Annotated in this window: 14 protein-coding genes; 5 read left to right on the top strand and 9 right to left on the bottom strand. The window is 69.8% G+C overall.

Annotation, left to right across the window (positions count from 1 at the left end):
• Positions 1-109: 109 nt before the first annotated feature.
• Together FNH05_RS12425 and lipB are read right to left on the bottom strand one after the other, a co-directional pair.
• A complete protein-coding gene (locus FNH05_RS12425) occupies positions 110-1,129 on the bottom strand; it encodes an NAD(P)/FAD-dependent oxidoreductase (RefSeq protein WP_144587623.1) in 1,020 nt (339 codons plus the stop codon).
• A gap of 59 nt (positions 1,130-1,188) precedes the next feature.
• Positions 1,189-1,845, bottom strand: a complete 657-nt coding sequence (gene lipB / locus FNH05_RS12430; protein WP_246127680.1) for a lipoyl(octanoyl) transferase LipB — start codon at positions 1,843-1,845, stop codon at positions 1,189-1,191.
• A 109-nt stretch (positions 1,846-1,954) separates the two neighbouring features.
• On the opposite strand from lipB, the gene FNH05_RS12435 reads away from it, so the two are divergent.
• Both FNH05_RS12435 and FNH05_RS12440 read left to right on the top strand, forming a co-directional pair.
• Entirely contained in the window at positions 1,955-2,461 is a 507-nt protein-coding gene (locus FNH05_RS12435) for a SigE family RNA polymerase sigma factor (RefSeq protein ID WP_246127681.1), read from the top strand.
• Between the two features lie 5 nt (positions 2,462-2,466).
• On the top strand, positions 2,467-3,306 hold the full coding sequence (locus tag FNH05_RS12440; protein WP_144587627.1) for a hypothetical protein: 840 nt from the start codon (positions 2,467-2,469) through the stop codon (positions 3,304-3,306).
• On the opposite strand, the gene FNH05_RS12445 is transcribed toward FNH05_RS12440, so the two are convergent.
• From FNH05_RS12445 to FNH05_RS12465, 5 genes are all read right to left on the bottom strand, one after another.
• The gene (locus tag FNH05_RS12445) at positions 3,273-4,052 is read right to left on the bottom strand and encodes a glycosyltransferase family 2 protein (RefSeq protein ID WP_246127682.1); all 780 of its coding nucleotides are present in this window, start codon (positions 4,050-4,052) and stop codon (positions 3,273-3,275) included. The two genes, FNH05_RS12440 and FNH05_RS12445, sit on opposite strands and share 34 nt — an antisense overlap.
• 130 nt (positions 4,053-4,182) lie before the next feature.
• Complete coding sequence (locus FNH05_RS12450) at positions 4,183-5,103, bottom strand: 5-oxoprolinase subunit C family protein (RefSeq protein ID WP_144587632.1); 921 nt, start codon at positions 5,101-5,103, stop codon at positions 4,183-4,185.
• Positions 5,084-5,875 (bottom strand): LamB/YcsF family protein, encoded by a 792-nt coding sequence (locus FNH05_RS12455; protein WP_144587634.1) that lies wholly within the window; start codon positions 5,873-5,875, stop codon positions 5,084-5,086. Before FNH05_RS12455 ends, FNH05_RS12450 begins: the two co-directional genes overlap by 20 nt.
• A gap of 419 nt (positions 5,876-6,294) precedes the next feature.
• Entirely contained in the window at positions 6,295-6,561 is a 267-nt protein-coding gene (locus tag FNH05_RS12460; RefSeq protein ID WP_144587636.1) for a hypothetical protein, read from the bottom strand.
• A gap of 182 nt (positions 6,562-6,743) precedes the next feature.
• On the bottom strand, positions 6,744-7,604 hold the full coding sequence (locus FNH05_RS12465; RefSeq protein ID WP_246127683.1) for a sigma-70 family RNA polymerase sigma factor: 861 nt from the start codon (positions 7,602-7,604) through the stop codon (positions 6,744-6,746).
• Between the two features lie 296 nt (positions 7,605-7,900).
• Here FNH05_RS12465 and FNH05_RS12470 point away from each other — a divergent pair, with 296 nt between their 5' ends.
• Positions 7,901-10,669 (top strand): AfsR/SARP family transcriptional regulator, encoded by a 2,769-nt coding sequence (locus tag FNH05_RS12470; RefSeq protein WP_144587639.1) that lies wholly within the window; start codon positions 7,901-7,903, stop codon positions 10,667-10,669.
• Positions 10,670-10,835: 166 nt separating this feature from the next.
• On the top strand, positions 10,836-14,063 hold the full coding sequence (locus FNH05_RS12475) for a BTAD domain-containing putative transcriptional regulator (protein ID WP_246127684.1): 3,228 nt from the start codon (positions 10,836-10,838) through the stop codon (positions 14,061-14,063).
• A gap of 52 nt (positions 14,064-14,115) precedes the next feature.
• Here FNH05_RS12475 and FNH05_RS12480 read toward each other — a convergent pair whose 3' ends face one another.
• Together FNH05_RS12480 and FNH05_RS12485 are read right to left on the bottom strand one after the other, a co-directional pair.
• On the bottom strand, positions 14,116-14,784 hold the full coding sequence (locus FNH05_RS12480; protein WP_144587643.1) for a 5-oxoprolinase subunit B family protein: 669 nt from the start codon (positions 14,782-14,784) through the stop codon (positions 14,116-14,118).
• Positions 14,762-16,099, bottom strand: coding sequence for an MFS transporter (locus tag FNH05_RS12485; protein ID WP_144587645.1), 1,338 nt, complete (start codon positions 16,097-16,099; stop codon positions 14,762-14,764). The genes FNH05_RS12480 and FNH05_RS12485 overlap by 23 nt, the downstream gene beginning before the upstream one ends.
• Before the next feature lie 412 nt (positions 16,100-16,511).
• On the opposite strand from FNH05_RS12485, the gene FNH05_RS12490 reads away from it, so the two are divergent.
• Positions 16,512-17,602, top strand: a 1,091-nt coding sequence (locus FNH05_RS12490) for a type VII secretion protein EccE (RefSeq protein ID WP_246127685.1), incomplete at its 3' end; no start/stop codon positions are given.

Raw genomic sequence — 17,602 nt, forward strand, 5'->3', positions numbered from 1 at the left:
GCCAATACTCACGCGACTATGCCGGGGACCTGGTCGATACGACTGTGAGGGGGCCCCTCGCGGCAATCCGCGGCCCCCTCTCAGGGGCTCGCTCCCGTGAAGGGGCGGGTCAGAGGCCGTGGCGGCGGTCACCGGCCACCCGCGCGGCCAGTTCCCGTTCGGCCTCCGCGGTGAACGGGCCGGTCCGGTGCCGGTCCAGCGCCTGCCGGGTTTCCTCCTCCACGAGGTCGGCGTTGATCGCCGCCCCCGCCGCGAGCCCGGCGGCGGCCGCGCCGACCACCTGAGCCATCGGATCGGTGACGTTCCCGGCCACCCACACCCCCGGCACCGCCGTCGCGCCCCCGGGATCGGCTGGTACGGCCGTCCCGATCACGGCTCCGTTGACCACCTTGTCGGCGGCCTCCAACCCCAGCCCGGCGAGGAAGCCGGCGCGGGCGGCCGGACGCGGGGCGACCACGATCGCTTCCCGCGGCACCAGTTCGCCCGAGCGGAGCCGGACACCGGTGAGCGCGTCGCCGGTCACCTCCAGCGCCGCCACCTCGCCGGGCACCACGCGGATTCCTCGGGCCGCCAGCCGGGCGGTATCCGTGACGGCGGGCTGGCTGAGATGGCCGAAGAGGACCACGTCCTCGCTCAGCTGGCGGAACAGCAGGGCCTGGTGCACCGCCATCGGCCCGGTGGCCAGGACGCCGATCGCCCGGTCCCGGACCTCCCAGCCGTGGCAGTACGCGCAGTGCAGCACGTCCCGCCCCCACCGCTCGGCCAGCCCGGGAAGATCGGGCAGTTCGTCGACCGCGCCGGTGGCGACGAGCAGGCGCCGGGCGGCCACCGTGCGGCCGGTGTCGAGCCGTACCCGGAAGCCGTCGCCTGCCGTCTCGGCCGACAGCACGCGGGCATCGAGCACTTCGCCGCCGTAGCCGGTGACCTCGGCCCGGCCGAGGGCGCGCAGTTCGGCAGGCGGCGTGTTCTCGCGGCCGAGATAGTTGTGCACGTGCCCGGCCGGGGCGTTGCGCGGCTCGCCCGAGTCGATCACCAGGACCGAGCGCCGGGACCGCGCGAGTGCGAGTGCCCCGCTGAGTCCCGCGCTGCCCGCACCGATGACCACTACGTCGTACTTCTCGCTCTTCATGGTCTCGACTATTCACACGGACCGGCGGCGCTGACAAAGTTCCTTGCCGGAACAGCAAATCACCGGTGTGCGCCGAGTGCGGCGGCCAGCGCTTCCCTGACCTCGCCGTCGCCCGGGGCGGCCCGGTCCCGTTCGGCGGCGAGCACGGCCAGCGAGGTCACCGGATCGGACAGTCCACACGAGACAAAGCTGTCGAAGACGGCCATGTCCGGGGCGACGTTGACGCAGAAGCCGTGGCTGCTGACCCCGCCGCGGATACGCATGCCGATCGAAGCGACCTTGCGGTGGTCCGGGGTCCACACGCCGACCAGGCTGGGACCGCCGCGCTCGGTTTCCCGCCGTACCGCGGGAAAGCCGAGCGCGCCGAGGGCGGCGATGATGCCCCGTTCCAGCCAGCGCACTACGTCCGCCGGGCCGCGCTCGCGCACGTGCGCGACCAGGTAGCCGACGAGCTGCCCCGGGCCGTGGTAGGTGGCCTGGCCACCCCGGTCCACCGGCACGGTGGGCAGTCCGGACGCCGCGGACGGCAGGTCCGCGGGCGAGGTGCGGGGGCCGAAGGTGACGACCGGGGAATGCGACAGCAGGAAGAGCCGGTCACCCTCCCGGCCCTCCTGGCATTCGGTCACCCAGGCCTTCATCCACTCCGATGCCGTGGCGTAGGGGATCTCGCCAAGATCCACCCGGGTGAGATCGGGGAACGCCGAACGCGTGGTCACCGCGCGATGATACGACCGCCGGCTTCCCGGAGATCGACGATGCAACCCGATGGGCCCGATCGGCGTAGGAGCGGGTGACCGTGAGCAAACAGCACTCAGGAGGCCACCGGTGCGAAGTCGCGACGACGAGTTCGCCGAGTTCTTCACCGCGCGCTTCGATTTCGCCCGGCGGATCGCCTATTCCCTGTGCCGGGACTGGGACGAAGCCGAGGAGATCGCCCAGGCGGCGTTCGTCCGGATCTACAGCCGCTGGAACCGCGTCCGGCGGGACGGGGCGGACGCCTATCTGCGGATGGTGGTGACCAGGGGTTTCCTCGACAACCACCGGCGTGGCCGGGCACGTGAGCGGGCCGTCGCCGAGCCGCCGGACCGTCCGGCGCCGACGGAAGCAGCGGGCGGGGAACCACTGGCCGAAGCGCTCCGGCGCGTGCCGCCCAAACAACGGGCCGTGCTCGTCCTCCGCTTCGTGCAGGACCTGTCCGTGGAGCAGACCGCCGAGACACTCGGGTGCTCCGCGGGAAACGTCAAGAGCCAGACCATGCGCGGCCTCCACACGTTGCGCGCGGCTTACCAGGAGCTGACCGGCGAACCGCTGGCAGCGATGAGGAAGGGGTGAGGTACGTGAACGACGACGAGACCCGGGAGGCGTTGCAAACGCTGCTCGACGAACCGGCGCCACCGGCAAGGACCGGCCTGGAAGACGTGGTACGGCGGGGACGGCGCCGGGTGCTGGCGCGGCGGCTCGGCTCCGCCGCCGCGGTGATCGCCGTGGTGGCCGGCGTGGGGATGGCCTCGACGAGCCTGCGTGCGACACCGGGAACCGTGGAGTCCGCCTCGGGTGGCGGTTCACTGCAGGGATGGCAGACCGTCGACGTGCCGGCGGTCGTCGTCATACCGAAAGGCGATCTGACGCTGGAAGAAGCCGCGAAGGTCGGACCGGTGTGCCGGAGCCGTGCCCAGACCAGCGTTTCGATTGAGGGCACGACACTGCCGGAGCAGACGGTCGTGCAGGCGTTCCTCCAGGCGGTGGCCGCGGCCGCACCCGGTGCGAAAGTGGTCCAGACCCACCTGTCCTGGGAGCCGCCGACGAGGGGCATGCTGCGGGCCGACATCACGGGCCAGAAAGCCGCCGGCGGGATCGACCTGATGGCCGACCGCTACCGCGGCACCGCGCAACAGGCCGCGGACGCGGATGCCCACGCCGACGGGAACTGTTCGTCACCGCAACGGCGGACGCTGCCCAACGGCGTCGTCCTGCAGTTGTACAGTCCGCAACTGCTCAAGGGTGATCTGCAGGTCCAGTCGCTGCGCGTCTACGGCCCGAACGGACGGATGTACGTGCTGACCATGCGTGCCTACCTCACGGGAGGCGGCAAGGTCGTCCGTCCCGACCCGGGAGCCTTCCCGCTGTCGGAATCGCAGTTCGCTCAGGTCGGCGTGCGACTGGCTGACTTGCCGTAGGGCGCGTACGGCAGGCGAGCCAGCGCGAGCGCACGCCGCTCGATGACCCGCATCCGGTCCGCCCGTTCGGCCGGATCGGCGTGCGGGGGCGCCTGGGTCACCTGGCCGGGCCATTTCCGGTAGAGAAGCCCGCATTCGGCGAGAAAGTAGCCGTCCGACACGGCACTTGCCGCGAGGAGAAGGCCGGTGTCTTCGGAGGCGGGTAGTGCCATCCAGCCACCCAGTGCCACCACCAGATCATGGCGGAGGCACAGGGTGGCTGGATGCACGTGGGTGCGATGGCCGTGGGTGCGCCAGTGTTCGAGAACCGACCCTCGGGGCAGGACGCCCGGCAGCGGATCGCTCGCGAACCCGGCCGTGGTGCCGTCCGGCAGCAGGTCCCGGGCCGCCGAGGTGGTCCAGCCCACCTCAAGATGCGCGGACAGCACGCCGATGTCCCGGCTCAGCACGCCCGGGGCGAGGCGATCGTCCGCATCCAGCACCTTGACCAGTTCGCCCTCCGCGCGGGCGAGCGCCATCGTCCGCGCCACGCCAGGCCCGCCGCGCCTGCCGCTGCCCAGGCTGATCCTGCCGTCTTCGGGGAGCGCTTCCCGAAGGATGCCGTCCTGGCCGTCCTCCTGCACGATCCACTGCCAGGTCCAGTCTTCCGGCAGATCCTGCTCGCACAGCGACCGGTAGGCCTCGGGGAGGTAAGCGACGCTGGGCGGGTGGACGGCGGTGATCACCGAGACGCAGTGCTTCGTCACACCGGCCATTGAACCCTTTCCGCCGGTGACCCGCCGGTCCCTCTTGACGCGTGGTGGTTTCTCTTTGATGAAGTTGTCGAGCACGAGAACAGGAAGCGCCGTGTCCCTTCCCCTGCCGCAGGCTCCGGTATCAGTGGACGGAGGTTCGGATGTCCCTTTCGGGGGTCATGAGCGCGAAACGCAGCTTCTGGCCGGGACGCGCCTGTGCCGCGGCATCCACATCGGACGAAACGACCACGGCGATGACGGGGTAGGCGCTGATCACCGGATGGTCGGCGAGGAACAACGTGGGCCTGCCAGAGGGAGGGACCTGGAGCGCGCCGGGCACCATCCCCTCGCCGCGCATCTCTCCGCGCTCGACGCGCGGCAGGGCGGTTCCGTCCAGGCGGATGCCGATCCGGCTGATTTCCGAAGTGACCGTGTACGGCTCGTTGAGCAGGGTTTTCAGCGCCGTCTCTTCGAACCATTCGTGCCTCGGCCCGGGGATCACCCGCAGCGTCAGCGTGCCCGTGTCCGGGACGGCGAGAGGAGTGGACAGCCGGGGCGGGGGTGCCGTCGACGGCGGTCCGACGGTCAGTTCGGTACCGGAGCGGAGAGGGCCGGGGCCCAGGTCCGACAACAGGTCCGTCGCCCGCGAGCCGAGTACGGGAGGGGTCGAGATGCCGCCGGCGACGGCCAGATAGGTGCGAATGCCTGCTTCGGGCGGGCCCAGGCACAGGGTCGAACCCGCGGGCAGGTCCAAGGGGGAGTTCATCGTGCGCACGGTGCCGTCGATGGTGACGGGACAGGGCGCGCCGGTCACGGCGATGGTCAGGTCGCCACAGGCGCGCGCGCTGAACCCGCCACCGGTCACCTCCACTCCCGCCGTGTCCTCTTCGTTGCCCAGCAGCCGGTTGGCGAACCGGAGTGAGCCGCGGTCGGCGGCCCCGGACCGGGGAAGGCCGATCCCGGCGAAACCCGGCCTGCCCAGATCCTGCACCGTCGCGAGTGGACCCGGCTGGAGAATGGTGAGCCCGGGAACGCATTTTTCGCTAGACCATGATTCTGGCATTCGTCGTCGTCTCCTTCTGCGGTCCTGAAACCGCCGACAAGGGGACCCCCTCCGCGAGCAGCCTCGCCCGCACCGCCTGCGCTATCGCCACCGCCCCCGGGGTGTCTCCGTGTACGCACACGGAGTCGGCGCGCACCGTGATCGGCGTGCCGTCGATAGCTTCGATCGGTTGTCCGGTCGCGAGCCGGACGCACCTCTCGGCGATCTGCTGCTCGTCCATGAGCACCGCGCCGGGTTCCCGGCGCGACACCAGCTTGCCGTCCGGGGTGTAGGCCCGGTCGGCGAACGCTTCGCTCAGAGTCTTCAGCCCTGCTTGACGGGCGAGCCCGAGCCAGGGCGAACCCGCGAGGCCCAGCACAGCGAGGTCTTCGCCGCACTGGCGGATCGCGGTCACCGTCGCGCGTGCCTGCGCCTCGTGCCTGCCGAGGGCGTCGTACAGCGCGCCATGGGGTTTCACGTAGGTGACGGTGCCGCCGACGCTGCGCGCGATGCCGGACAGTGCGCTGATCTGGTAGATGATCTCGTCGACCAGGGTCCGCGGTTCGACGTCGAGGAACCTGCGCCCGAATCCGGCGAGATCGCGGTAACCGACGTGCGCGCCGATCGCGACTCCGTGCTGTACGGCCAGCCGGCAGGCCCGCCGCATGGTGCCCGGATCGCCGGCATGGAAGCCACAGGCGATGTTCGCGCTGGTGACGATGCGCAGCAGCGCCTCGTCGTCACCAAGCCCCCACTGGCCGAATCCTTCGCCGAGATCGGCGTTGAGATCCACGGATTCTCCCTTCGACTGCCCGGTGCGGTCCGATCCCGCCCCGGAATCGGGGAAGCTGGACGTTCCGTCTGCGAGGCGCTCTTCGCGGTGGTGCCGGAGTTTCCTCGACCCGGCAGGCTTCGCAGGCGATTTCCCGCGCGCCGACGATGCCGGTCTCGTGATCGATGACGGTCTGGACGAACCAGCCGTTTCCCTTGCCGTTGCCGCAGAGTTCGCAGTGGCGGATCATGCCGTGCCCCTGAACTTCCCGCTCTCGCCGTACCTGGCCCGGTCGGCTCTACTTGGCGACCAAAGGTACAGATTGTTCAACGATCCTGCAAGTCTTTCGTTGAGTTCTTCTGCTGGGCATGCCAAAACGGCCTGCCACCTGGTTTTGCCTGGTGGCAGGCCGGGGTGAGGACGGATTCCGGGGAGAGTCCTTACCCGCGAGTACCGGTCTTCGGCTTCCGGCGCACCCAGAACGCCGCGAACCTGGCCCGGGTGCGCCGCGTTTGCACGGTTTCCCGCGGTTTGCCGCCCCGGCGCTGTCGCAGCTTCGCCGAGTGTGAGTGCAATGTGGTGCGATTGAGGCAGGCTTCGCACGGCAATTCGCGTGAAGTCACGAGCCCGGTCGAGTGGTCGATGACTGTCTCCAGCGACCAACCGTCGTTCTTGTCGCTGCCGCAGATACCGCAGCGGTCGATCATTCGAGTCACGATCTTCCCGTTTCTGGTGTGCTCCCCCACGGCTTTGGTGTTCCTCCAGTGTTCTCGATGCCGGTAACCGATCGGGTTCGCCGGCCCGTCCGCCCACCGGCCGGATGTCGCACGTCGCGCCCCCGGGTACGGCCCGGCTACGGGACTACTGGAACGTCCGATATGGACCGTCTTCATGAGACATAGCGGCGCAGCCGGTTCGCCAGCGAAGGATCGCGTAGTTTTCGCAGTGCCCGCTGTTCGAGCTGGCGGATCCGCTCCCGTGAGACACCGAGTTCACGTCCCGCCTCATCCAGCGTGCGCTGGCGGTCGTCGTCGAGGCCGCAGCGCAGCCGGATCGCCTGCTCTTCCCGCGGCGTGAGAGTGGCGAGGAGATCTTCGATCTCGTGCCGCAACGGCCGGCGATCGGCCCGGTCCTGGGCGGGCTCGTGGATCGGGTCGCGCTCGAACCCGAGCACGCTGTCGAGGCTCAGTGGTTCCTGGTTGTAGGAAAGCAGCGCGCTGACCTCCGTGGTGGACAGTCCGAGTTCTTCGGCGGTCTCGGCGTGGCTGGGCGGCCGGGCCAGCCGTGTGCCCAACTCGTTCCGCGCGCGGACGACCTGGCTGACCTGCTCGGCCACCCGCACCGGAATCCGGATGGTCCGGGACTGGTCCGCCAGCGCCCGCCTGATCGCCTGGCGGATCCACCAGATCGCGTAGGTGGAAAACCGGAAGCCTGGCGCGTAGTCCCATTTCCCGATCGCGTGGATCAGGCCGACGGTGCCCTCCTGGATCAGGTCGTGCAGCGCCAGCCCCTGCCCGAGGTAGCGCCTGGCGACACTTGAAACCAGACCGAGGTTCGCTTCTACCATCCGGTCCCTGGCGGCGCGGCCTTCCCGGGCGATCGTCTCCAGATCGGCCCTTCGACCCGGTTTCGGGGTCGCGGTGGCCAGCAGATACTCGGCGTAGAGCCCGGCCTCGATCCGCTTGGCGAGACGTAACTCCTGCTCCGCGCCGAGTGGTCTAGTCCCTCCGGCGTCGAGTGTCGGCTCCACCTGTCCTGTTCCTCCGGAATACACCGTTGCGAAACCTCGCTCGAGCCTGCCCGAAGCCGGTGACAGGACGGTGTCGCCGAGTGGTCCCGCCCCCGCGGCACCGCCCCAGGTGCACTCGGCCGGTGGTACGGCCGAGTGCGGGAGGACTACGGTTTCGCTACCCGGTCCCTGATTTCTCCGTACCGTGGACATTAAGGACCGGTTCGTCCTCGAAACGATCCGAAGAACGCAAACTGTGTCGGCGGCCGGTCCGGACGGATACCGGCTAACCTCGGCGGCGGAAGGAGAGCGTCGGCTTGCGCTACCAGCTGCTCGGTCCTGTGGAGCTGTCCGACGGGACGCAGCCGCTTCGGCTGAGCGGGCCCAAGCGTCGCGCCGTCCTCGCGGTCCTGCTCCTCAACGCCAACCAGGTGGTGCCCGAACAGCAACTGCTCGACCTGGTGTGGGGCGACAATCCGCCCGCCACCGTGCGGGGGCAACTGCAGATGTACGTCTCGCAACTCCGCAAGCTGATCGGGGAACCAGTGATCACCCGCCGGGCGCCGGGCTATCTCATCGAGGTGCGGCCGGGTGAGCTGGACCTGGACGTCTTCGACGAGGCGGTGGCCCGTGCCCGCGCCGATCGCGAAGCGGGGCGGATCGAGGCCGCGGTGGACGGCCTGCGGGGCGCGCTCGCCCTGTGGCGGGGCCCGGCCCTGAGCGATGCCACCGAGCCGTTGCGGGCCGCGGCCGGTCCTGGGCTGCGGGAACGGCGGCTCAGTGCGCTGGAGGAGTACTTCGATGCTCAGCTCGCTGCGGGCCATCACACGGAGGTGGTGGCGGACCTCGGCGTGGCGGCCGAGGAGAACCCACTGCGGGAACGTCTCCAGGCTCTGCTGATGCTGGCCCTGCACCGGAGTGGCCGCACCTCGGAAGCCCTCGCGGTGTACCCGGCCACCCGGGCGCGGCTGGTGGCGGAACAGGGCGTCGAGCCCGGTCCGCTTCTGCAGAAGGCGCACAGACGGCTGCTGAGCAACGAGGACGAGGACGGGACCGCGGCACCCGCGGCCGCCACGCCACGCCAGCTGCCCGCCGATATGAACCGGTTCGCGGGACGCGTCGCGGATCTCGCGAGGTTGGACGCGATGCTCACGACGAGCGTCGGCCGGGCGGAAGTGATCGTGATCGGCGGCGGGGCGGGGATCGGTAAGACGACGCTCACCGTCCACTGGGCACACCGGGTCGCCGACGGGTTTCCCGATGGGCAGCTGTACGTGAACCTCGGTGGCTTCGGGCCCTGTGCCAAGAGGACCACGCCGGACGAGGTGGTGCTGGGTTTCCTGGAGGCGCTCGGGGTGCCCCCGCTCCGGATGCCGAGCAGTGCGGAGGGCAAGTTCAGCCTCTACCGCAGTCTGCTGTCCGAAAAGCGCATTCTGATCATCTTGGACAATGCCCGTGACGCCGACCAGGTTCGCCCGCTGTTGCCCGGTTCTCCCGGCTGTTTCACGGTGGTGGCCAGCCGGGACCAGCTGCCGGGCCTGGTCGCGGAGGGCGCGTATCCGATCACCCTCGACCTGCCCTCCGCGGAGGAGGCGAAGGAGATCCTGCTCAGGAGGGTCGGCCGGGAACGCGTCGCGCGCGAACCCGGGGCGGTCGAGAGGATCACCGAGCTGTGCGCGAGATTGCCGCTGGCACTGGCGATCGTGGCGGCCCGCGCCGTCACGAACCCGGGTTTCGCACTGGCCGACCTCGCCGCGGAGCTGAGCACGGCCCGCGGCGGTCTCGACGCCTTCGAGGTCGGCGATCCCGCCATGGACGTTCGCGCGGTCTTTTCCTGGTCCTACACCACGCTCAGCCCTCGCGCGGCCAAGCTGTTCCGACTGCTCGGACTGCATCCCGAGCCCCATTTCAGCCTGTCCGCCGCGGCGAGCCTGCTCGGCGTGCCCGTGCGCGAGGTGCGAAGACTGCTCGCCGAACTCACGCGTGCCCAGCTCGTTACCGAACACAGCCCCGGCCACTACGGCTTCCACGACCTGCTGCGTGCCTATGCGACGGAACTCGTGCTCACCGAGGACTCGAGCGAAGTGCGGGACGCGGCGATCGGGCGCATGCTGGACCACTACCTGTACACGGCGGAGCTGGCCGCCCATCACCTGCGCCTGCCGCGGGGTTCGATCGAACTCGGCCCGGTACCGGAGGATGTCACCCTGGAACCGATTTCCGAATCGGACGCGGCCTGCTGGTTCGGCACAAACCACCCGGTACTGCTCGCGGTGGTCGAGGTGGCCGTGAAGGCGGGATTCGACCGGCATGTCTGGCAACTGGCCTACGCCCTCACCAGCACGTACTGGTACGGCGGGGTCCGCTGGCTCGGCGATCCCGGTACCTATCACGCGGCGATCGACGCCGCAGGGCGGCTCGGCGACCCGGTGGCCCTGGCACACGGCCATCGCGGGCTTTCCATCGTCTACATGGCACTGGACCGGTTCGACGAGGCCGAGAGGGAACTCCGAAAGGCATTGCCCCTGTTCGAAAAATCCGGAGATGTCCTTTTTCAGGGGGCGGTCTATCACGGACTCGGCTGGGTTTGTGATCGCCAAGGGCGCTGGGCCGAGGAACTGGACCACGCGCTGGCGGGCCTGGACCTGTATCGGCAGGCCGGGCATCCACTGGGGGAGGGGAACGCGCTCAATTGCGTTGCCTGGGCCTATGCCAGGCTGGGCGAGCACGAGTCGGCGATCGTCTACGGCAAGCAAGCCGTGGCCATCCTGGAAGGGACCGACGAACACATCACGCTGGCCGCCGCCCTGGACACGCTCGGCTTCGCCACCCAGCATCTCGGTCGTTTCGAGCAGGCGGAGAGCTGGTACCGGCGGGCGATCGCACTGTACCGGCGAGTCGGAACGCGACATTACGAAAGCCGGACCCTCGCCCGTATCGGGGACGGCCACCTGGGCCGTGGCGAGCTCGGCGAGGCGCGCCGGAACTGGCGAAAGGCCTCGGAGCTGCTCGATTCCCTCGGTTTGCCGGACACCGAGAGGATCAGGGACAAACTCGCTTCGTATCCGGACGACCTCGACGCGTAGCAGGTTCGCCGTGAGGACTGTCCGCTGTAGAACATGTGACAAAGTTTTTGCAAAGCGACGAGAAACGATGGTGTGAAAGACTCTGCCATCTGGGGGTCACACCACTGGATTTACCGTTTTGGGGCGTGATCAGATGGTTGATAGCCAACCCACACGGCTGGGAGAAATGGTACGGCGGTTCCGGCGCCGCGCGGGCTTGACACAGCAGGAAGCCGCGGAGCTTGCGGGGTTGAGTGTCGGCGGACTGCGGGATATCGAGCAGGGACGGGTCGCCCATCCCCGTGCCAGGACGGTACGGCAACTGGGCACCGTCCTGGCCCTGTCGAGAGCGGAGCTGGCCGAACTGATCCGGGAAGCGGGCGACGAACAGGGCAGCGGCGACGGGATCCGCGTGGAGATCCTCGGTCCGCTGCGGGTTTCCGTCGACGGGGAGCCGATGGATCCCGGCTCGGAGATGCAGCGTGTCCTATTGGGACTGCTCGCACTTTCCCCGAACACACCGGTCCTGCGTGACAGCCTGGTCGAGACGGTACTGGGCGGGAGAGCGGGAGAACGCGGGGTCGACTCGCTCCAGTCCCGGATCTCGCGGCTCCGCCGCAGGTTGCAGCCCGGTCGGCCGGAGTCGGAAAACTCAGGTGCGCTGGTCGCGGTCCGCGGGGGCTACCAGCTGACCGTCGCCGAAGGACAGCACGACCTGCTCACCTTCCGCAGGCTGGTCGCCAGGGCGCGGCAGGCCCGGGAGGAGGGAGACCTGGCCGAGGCGTGCCGGATGTTCAGCGAGGCGCTCGCCCTGTGGCGGGGTGATCCACTGGCCGGGTTGGCCGCCCTGCAGTCGCACCCGGCGGTCGTGGCCCTGGTGCGGGACTACCGGTCCGTCGTCGTCGCCTATGCCGAGGTCGCCTGTGGACTCGGGCGCTACCAGGAGGTTCTTCCGCTGCTGCAGCAGGTGGCCGATGCGGAGCCGTTGCACGAGGCGGCCCACGCGCAGCTGATGATCGCGCTGACGGGCAGCGGGCAGCAGGCGGCGGCACTGAAGATCTTCGACACCCTGCGTCGCCTGCTGGCCGACGAGCTCGGCGCGGACCCCGGCCCGGAACTGGCCACCGCCTACCAGCGGGTGCTGCGGCAGGAGGTTTCCCGGCCGGAGTACGTACCGGTGGCCGCGTATCGCCAGCTACCCCCGGACATCGCCGATTTCACCGGCCGGGAGCCGCAACTGCGGGAACTGATCCATGGTCTGCCCACCTCCGGTCGGCCGACCGCGGTGAGTATCGTGGTGCTCGAAGGCATGGGCGGTGCCGGCAAGACCCGGCTCGCGGTGCACCTGGCGCACCGCCTGCTCGCCGACGGCCGGTACGGCGACGCGCAGCTGTATGTGGATCTGCAGGGGCACTCGGAGCAGCCACCGGCTGATCCGTCGGCGGTGCTGGCCTCGTTCCTGCGCCTGCTCGGCGTGCCTGGCGAGAAGATCCCGGCGGGACTGGAAGAGCGGTCGTCGCTGTTCCGCGATCGGCTCTACGGCAAGCAAGCGCTGGTGCTGCTGGACAACGCGGCGAGCGAGGACCAGGTGCTGCCGTTGCTGCCGGCGGGACCGTCGAACCTGGTGGTGATCACCAGCCGTCGTGCGCTGGCGATCGACGGCGCCGATACGTTCGGCGTGCGGGCGTTTACGCCCACCGAGGCGCGGAACCTGCTGGTCCGGGTCGTGGGCGCCGACCGGGTGGCGGCGGAGCCGGTGGCGGTGAACCGGATCGTGGAATTGTGCGGCAGGCTGCCACTGGCCGTCGCCCTGGTGGCGCGGCGCCTGCGCTCACGCTCGGCGTGGACCATCGGCGAACTCGTCGACCGGCTCGAGCAGGCCGGTGACCGGCTGAGTGAACTGGCCGCGGGCAGCCGTCATCTCCGTGCCGTGTTCGATCTGTCCTACCAGGCGCTGGCCACCGGGGAACGGCGGTTGTTCCGCCTGCTCGGGTTGCACCCGGGCAACGACTTCACCGCGGAATCGGCCGCCGCGCTCGCCGGGATCGCCCCGGCGGAGGCGCGCCGGGTGCTGGACCGCCTGATCGACGAGAACCTGGTCATGGTGAACGCACGCCAGCGCTACCGGCTGCACGACCTTCTCGTCGAGTATGCCCGCGGTCGCGTGCGGGAAGAAGAAGCCGAGGAGGACAGGGAGGTCGCGCTCGTCCGGGTGCTCGATTTCTATCTCTACGGTTCGGCGGCGGCCGTCCGGGTACTGCAGCCCCGTCGTCAGGAGACCGGACCAGTGGGCGGCGATGACTCCGGTGACCTTCCGCTTCCGTCGGACGAGCAGGGTGCCAGGGCCTGGTTCGACGCCGAACGGGCCTGCCTGTTCGCCGCCGAACGAGTCGCCGCGGAACAGGGCTGGACGACGCACGCCTGGCGGCTGAGCCATGTGCTGAGCGAGTTCCTGTACTTTTACGGCAACAGTAAGGACCAGGACCGGGCCCGTACGCACGAGATGACGCTGGCCGCCGCCGTGGCCGCCGATGACGCGGTCGGTGCGGCCTTCAGCCGCCAGCACCTCGCCGAAGCCTATGCCGAACAGGGCAGAGTGGGGGAGGCGTGTGAACTCCTGCGCAGTGCCCTGGAGTTCCAGCACGAACACGGCGACCGCTGGTCCGAGGTGCGCGCGCTGGAGTCGCTCGGTTTCCTGAGTTACCGGGCGGGGGGATTCGCCGAGGCGCTGCGTCTCGGCGAGCGGGCGGTCGCGTTGTGCACGGGCGAAGATCCGTCCTATGAGGCCACGCTTCGCGGCGAGATCGGTTTCGTGTACGCGGTACTGGGCAGGCGGGACGAGGCGCTGGACAGTTTCCAGCGGGGACTCCTCCTGTCACGACGCCACGGAAACGCCGATGGGGAGGCTCGCGCGCTGACCGGAATCGGCGATTCCCTCCGGCAGATGGGGCGGTATGCCGAGGCGGTCGACTGTCTCGAACGGGCGCTCGGTATCGGTCTGCGTCACGGTCACCTCCCGCGCACGGCGCGTCCACTGCTGGCGCTGGGCGTCCTCTTCCGGGAACTGGGCCGGTTCGACGATGCGGTGGCGAATCTGGGCGAGGCACTGCGGATCGTGCGCACGGTCGGGGGCACGGTCGGCGAAAGCGAGGTGCTGATCGAACTCGGTGCGACCCATCGCGATATCGGTAATCTCGCCACCGCGCAGACACTGCTCGACGAGGGCCTGCGGCTGGCGGTCGACCGTTCGGAGCGCTACCAGGAGGCTCGTGCGCTCTACGAGCTCGCCGAATCGCACCGGTGTGCCGCGCGCGCCGAACTCGCGGAGGGGCATTGGCGGCGGGCGTACGCCCTGTTCCAGGAACTCGGCACGCCCGAGGCCGACCAGGTCCGCCCGCTCCTGACGGCCGCCTGACCAGATTCACCACAATGGACCGTCCACGCTGTGAACGGTCCATTGTGGTGAATCAGCGGATCGCGGGCAGGGGTGGTGAGTCCCGAGCGTCGATCAGGTAGGCGCTGGGACGGCTCACCGGCCGGAACCGGACCCGGAGGCCGGGCCGCAACAGCGCCGGTTCCGGCCGTTCCGGATCCCACAGCGCCACTTCGGTGTGGCCGAGCAGCCGCCACCCACCGGGGGACGAGCGCGGGTAGATCCCGGTGTACTCGCCCGCGATGGCGACCGCCCCGGCCGGGACGCGGGTGCGTGAGGTGTCGAGCCGGGGCACGTACAGCCGGGGGTCGAGGCCGGTCAGGTAACCGAAACCGGGCATGAAACCGCCGAAGGCGACAGTGTGCTCGGCCTCGGTGTGTGCCGCGATGACGCCGTCGACGCCGAGCCCGGTCCGCTCGCCGATTTCGGCGAGATCCTCGCCGTCGTAGCTCACCGGAATGGTGATGAGCTCCCCGCCGCGCCTGCCGGCGGACGATGGCCGGGTGCGGGCGAGGCGTTCGGCGAGGGACGTGGAGCTGACCAGCCGCGGGTCGAAGCGCACGAGCAGGGTCGAGGCCGCGGGCACCAGTTCCGTGATGCCGTCGGGTCGCGTTTCGTTCAGCGCGGTGTAGAGGCCGAGGACGGTTTCGGCGTCCTCTGCCTCCACCAGGAACGCCTGGTCACCGCAGGGCAGTAGTTTCATCCTGGAGTTCCTGTCCGGCGGTCTGCACGTCCTCGTCCGGCCGGGCGCCGCGGGTCAGCAGCACCCCGGTGAGGGTGAGCACGGCGGTCACCACGAGGTAGATCGCCACCGCGACCCAGGTGCCGTAACCGGCGAGCAGCGCGGTGAACACCAGGGGGGCGATGGCACCGCCGAGTACGCCGGCGAGCGTGTAGGCGAGCGAGCTGCCGGTGTAGCGGAGGCGGGCGGAGAACTGTTCGGTGATCAGCGCCGCCTGCGGGCCGTAGAGCAGGGCGTGGATGCCCAGCGCGACCACCATGCCGATGGCGATGAGCAGGAAGGACTTCGTGTTCAGCATGGGGAAGAACACGAACGGCCAGACGGCGGCCGCCACGGTGCCGATCAGGTACAGGGTCCGGCGGCTGACGCGGTCGGACAGGGCACCGAAACCGGGGATCAGGAACAGCTGGAAGGCCGAGCCGATCATCACCGCGGCGAGGCCCTCGCCGCGGCTCATGTGCAGCTTGCTGACCATGTAGGTCAGGACGAACACGGTGAACAGCGAGTAGAGCACGTCGGGGCAGATCCGGACGAGGATCCCGGTGATCAGCGCACGGGGTTCGCTGGTGACGACTTCGCGGACCGGCGCCTTGGGCTTCTCGTCACGCTCGGCGATCTTCTTGAACACCGGCGTCTCCTCCAGCTTCAGGCGCAACCACAGTCCGAAGAGGACGAGGACGCCGGAGAGCAGGAAGGCGATCCGCCAGCCCCAGGACTCGAAGGCCCCGGTGGACAGGATGGCGGCCAGCAGCGCGAGCACGCCGTTGGCGAGCAGCGTGCCCGCGGGCGGGCCGATCTGCGCCGCCGACGCCCAGAAGCCGCGGCGCTTCGGGTCGCCGAACTCGCTGGACAGCAGTACCGCGCCGCCCCACTCGCCGCCGACGCCGACACCCTGGGCGAAGCGCAGGGCGACCAGGAGGATCGCGGCGGCGCCGCCGAGAGCGGCGTGGGTGGGCAGCACACCGATGAGGAAGGTGGCGATACCGGTCAGCAGCAGCGTGGCGACGAGGACCTGCTTGCGGCCGATGATGTCGCCGAGCCTGCCGAAGATGAAACCACCGAGCGGCCGGGACACGTAGCCGACCGCGTAGGTGGAGAAGGCCAGCATGGTGCTGGCGAGCTCGTCATGGGAGGGAAAGAACAGTTTGCCCAGGATCGTCGCCGAGGCGACGGAGTAGGCCGCGAAGTCGTAGTACTCGAGGGTGGTGCCGGAGACGCTTGCCGCGAAGGCGCGGCGCAAGGAGCGCCGGTCCATGGCTTCGCTGGGGTTCGTCATCACACATCCAAGGGTCGAAGGCGGTGAGGTGGCCTCAACCTAGGGATCGTTGAACAATAGGTCAATACTTTGGTTCGCGGATCCTGCGATCGGTAACCTTCCGGTTACCTTCGAGCTGTGGGTCGGCGCCCCGGACACGGGCGGGCCGAGGCTGGGAAAGGCGCGCGCGGACCCGGCCGAGGGCGGAATGCGTCCGGCGCGGGCGGGAGACCGGCGACCGCCTTCAGCCTGGGCACCCGGTCTGACCGGAAGCTGACCGCGGAACCACCGATGCCGAAGCGGAAAGTTCCAGGTCAGGTCGCCCGTCCGCGACCCAAGGTACGGCCGAGTGCGGGACGGATACGGTTCTTCCGCCCCTGCAACGAAATTTAGAACGGTGAGCCGCATCGGTTCCGGCGATATCGTTTGAGCGGTGGAAAGGGCTTCGCAGGTGATCACGACTCCTCAGGCGGCACCGCCCGCGGCGCGGCTCGACATGCACGGCGAAGAACTCGATGCACGGTGGCGCCGTTCGCGGGAAGACGCCTGGTTCGGCCTTGTTCGCTCGCGAGGGCGCCTCGGCGTGGTCAGCCTGACCCGTCTTCTGGTCTTCGAGTTCGTGCTCGGTGCCGTCGCGGTGGTCGCCGTGCAACGGCTGTGGGCGCTCATCGTCGCCGGAGTTCTCGGCGTGGCCGCGATCGTGCTGGTCTTCGGCCGCTCCCAGGGGCGCTGGTGGACCGAAAGCCTGCTGCTGTGGCTGGGTTTCCGCGCACGGCGCGGAATGGCGGGCGAACGCCGGGACGATCCGCGGCTCGCGGCGCTGTGCGAACTGGTGCCGGATCTGGTCGTGGAGGACATCGACGGCTCCGGAGCGACCCGGGTGGGCATGGGGAGCGACAGCGCGGGCTGGTTCGCGGTGATCGAGGTTTCCGCCGGCGGGAACGCACCCGCGCCCCCGGTGCCGCTGGCCGCACTGGCCCGCATCGCCGCCGAGGCCGAACAGGCCGGGGTGGTGATGCAGGTGGTGACCCATTCCGTGCCGGGCGCCGTCGTGGGCGCGCGGGACCGGGCCCTGTGGGTGGCAGTACGGCTCGATGCCAAGGCAGTCGCCGATTCGGTGATCGACGCCGGGCACGGGAAGGTCGACGTGCCGGGGGTGCTGGCCGAGATCACCCGGCGCGCGGAGCGAGTGCTGCGGCGTCGTGGCCTGCCCGCCCGGACGTTGAGCGCCGACGAAGTGGTCCACGCACTGGCGCGCTCGTGCGACCTGCTCCCCGCACGGGCCCCGGGTTCGGTGCGCGAGGCATGGGAAGCCTGGCACTCCACCCGGTTGTCCCACGGCTGCTTCTGGATCAGGTCCTGGCCGGACTCGCACCGCGGGGCCCGGCTGCTGGCCGCGTTGAGCGAGGTCCCGGCGGACCTGGTCAGCATCGCGCTGCTGCTCGAACCGTCCCAGGACGGAACCCTGCTGCGGTGCCTGGTCAGGGTCGCCGCCGATCCGGGACGCTACCAGCAGGTCTGCCG

It is taken from the genome of Amycolatopsis rhizosphaerae (assembly GCF_007713715.1).
In the GTDB taxonomy this organism is placed as follows: Bacteria; Actinomycetota; Actinomycetes; order Mycobacteriales; family Pseudonocardiaceae; genus Amycolatopsis_E; species Amycolatopsis_E rhizosphaerae.

Excerpts from the sequence above, each read along its gene's own strand:
- FNH05_RS12425 (WP_144587623.1), bottom strand. The coding sequence starts at position 1,129 with ATGAAGAGCGAGAAGTACGACGTAGTGGTCATCGGTGCGGGCAGCGCG.
- FNH05_RS12450 (WP_144587632.1), bottom strand. The coding sequence starts at position 5,103 with ATGCCAGAATCATGGTCTAGCGAAAAATGCGTTCCCGGGCTCACCATT.
- FNH05_RS12460 (WP_144587636.1), bottom strand. The coding sequence starts at position 6,561 with ATGATCGACCGCTGCGGTATCTGCGGCAGCGACAAGAACGACGGTTGG.
- FNH05_RS12475 (WP_246127684.1), top strand. The coding sequence starts at position 10,836 with ATGGTACGGCGGTTCCGGCGCCGCGCGGGCTTGACACAGCAGGAAGCC.
- FNH05_RS12480 (WP_144587643.1), bottom strand. The coding sequence starts at position 14,784 with ATGAAACTACTGCCCTGCGGTGACCAGGCGTTCCTGGTGGAGGCAGAG.
- FNH05_RS12485 (WP_144587645.1), bottom strand. The coding sequence starts at position 16,099 with ATGACGAACCCCAGCGAAGCCATGGACCGGCGCTCCTTGCGCCGCGCC.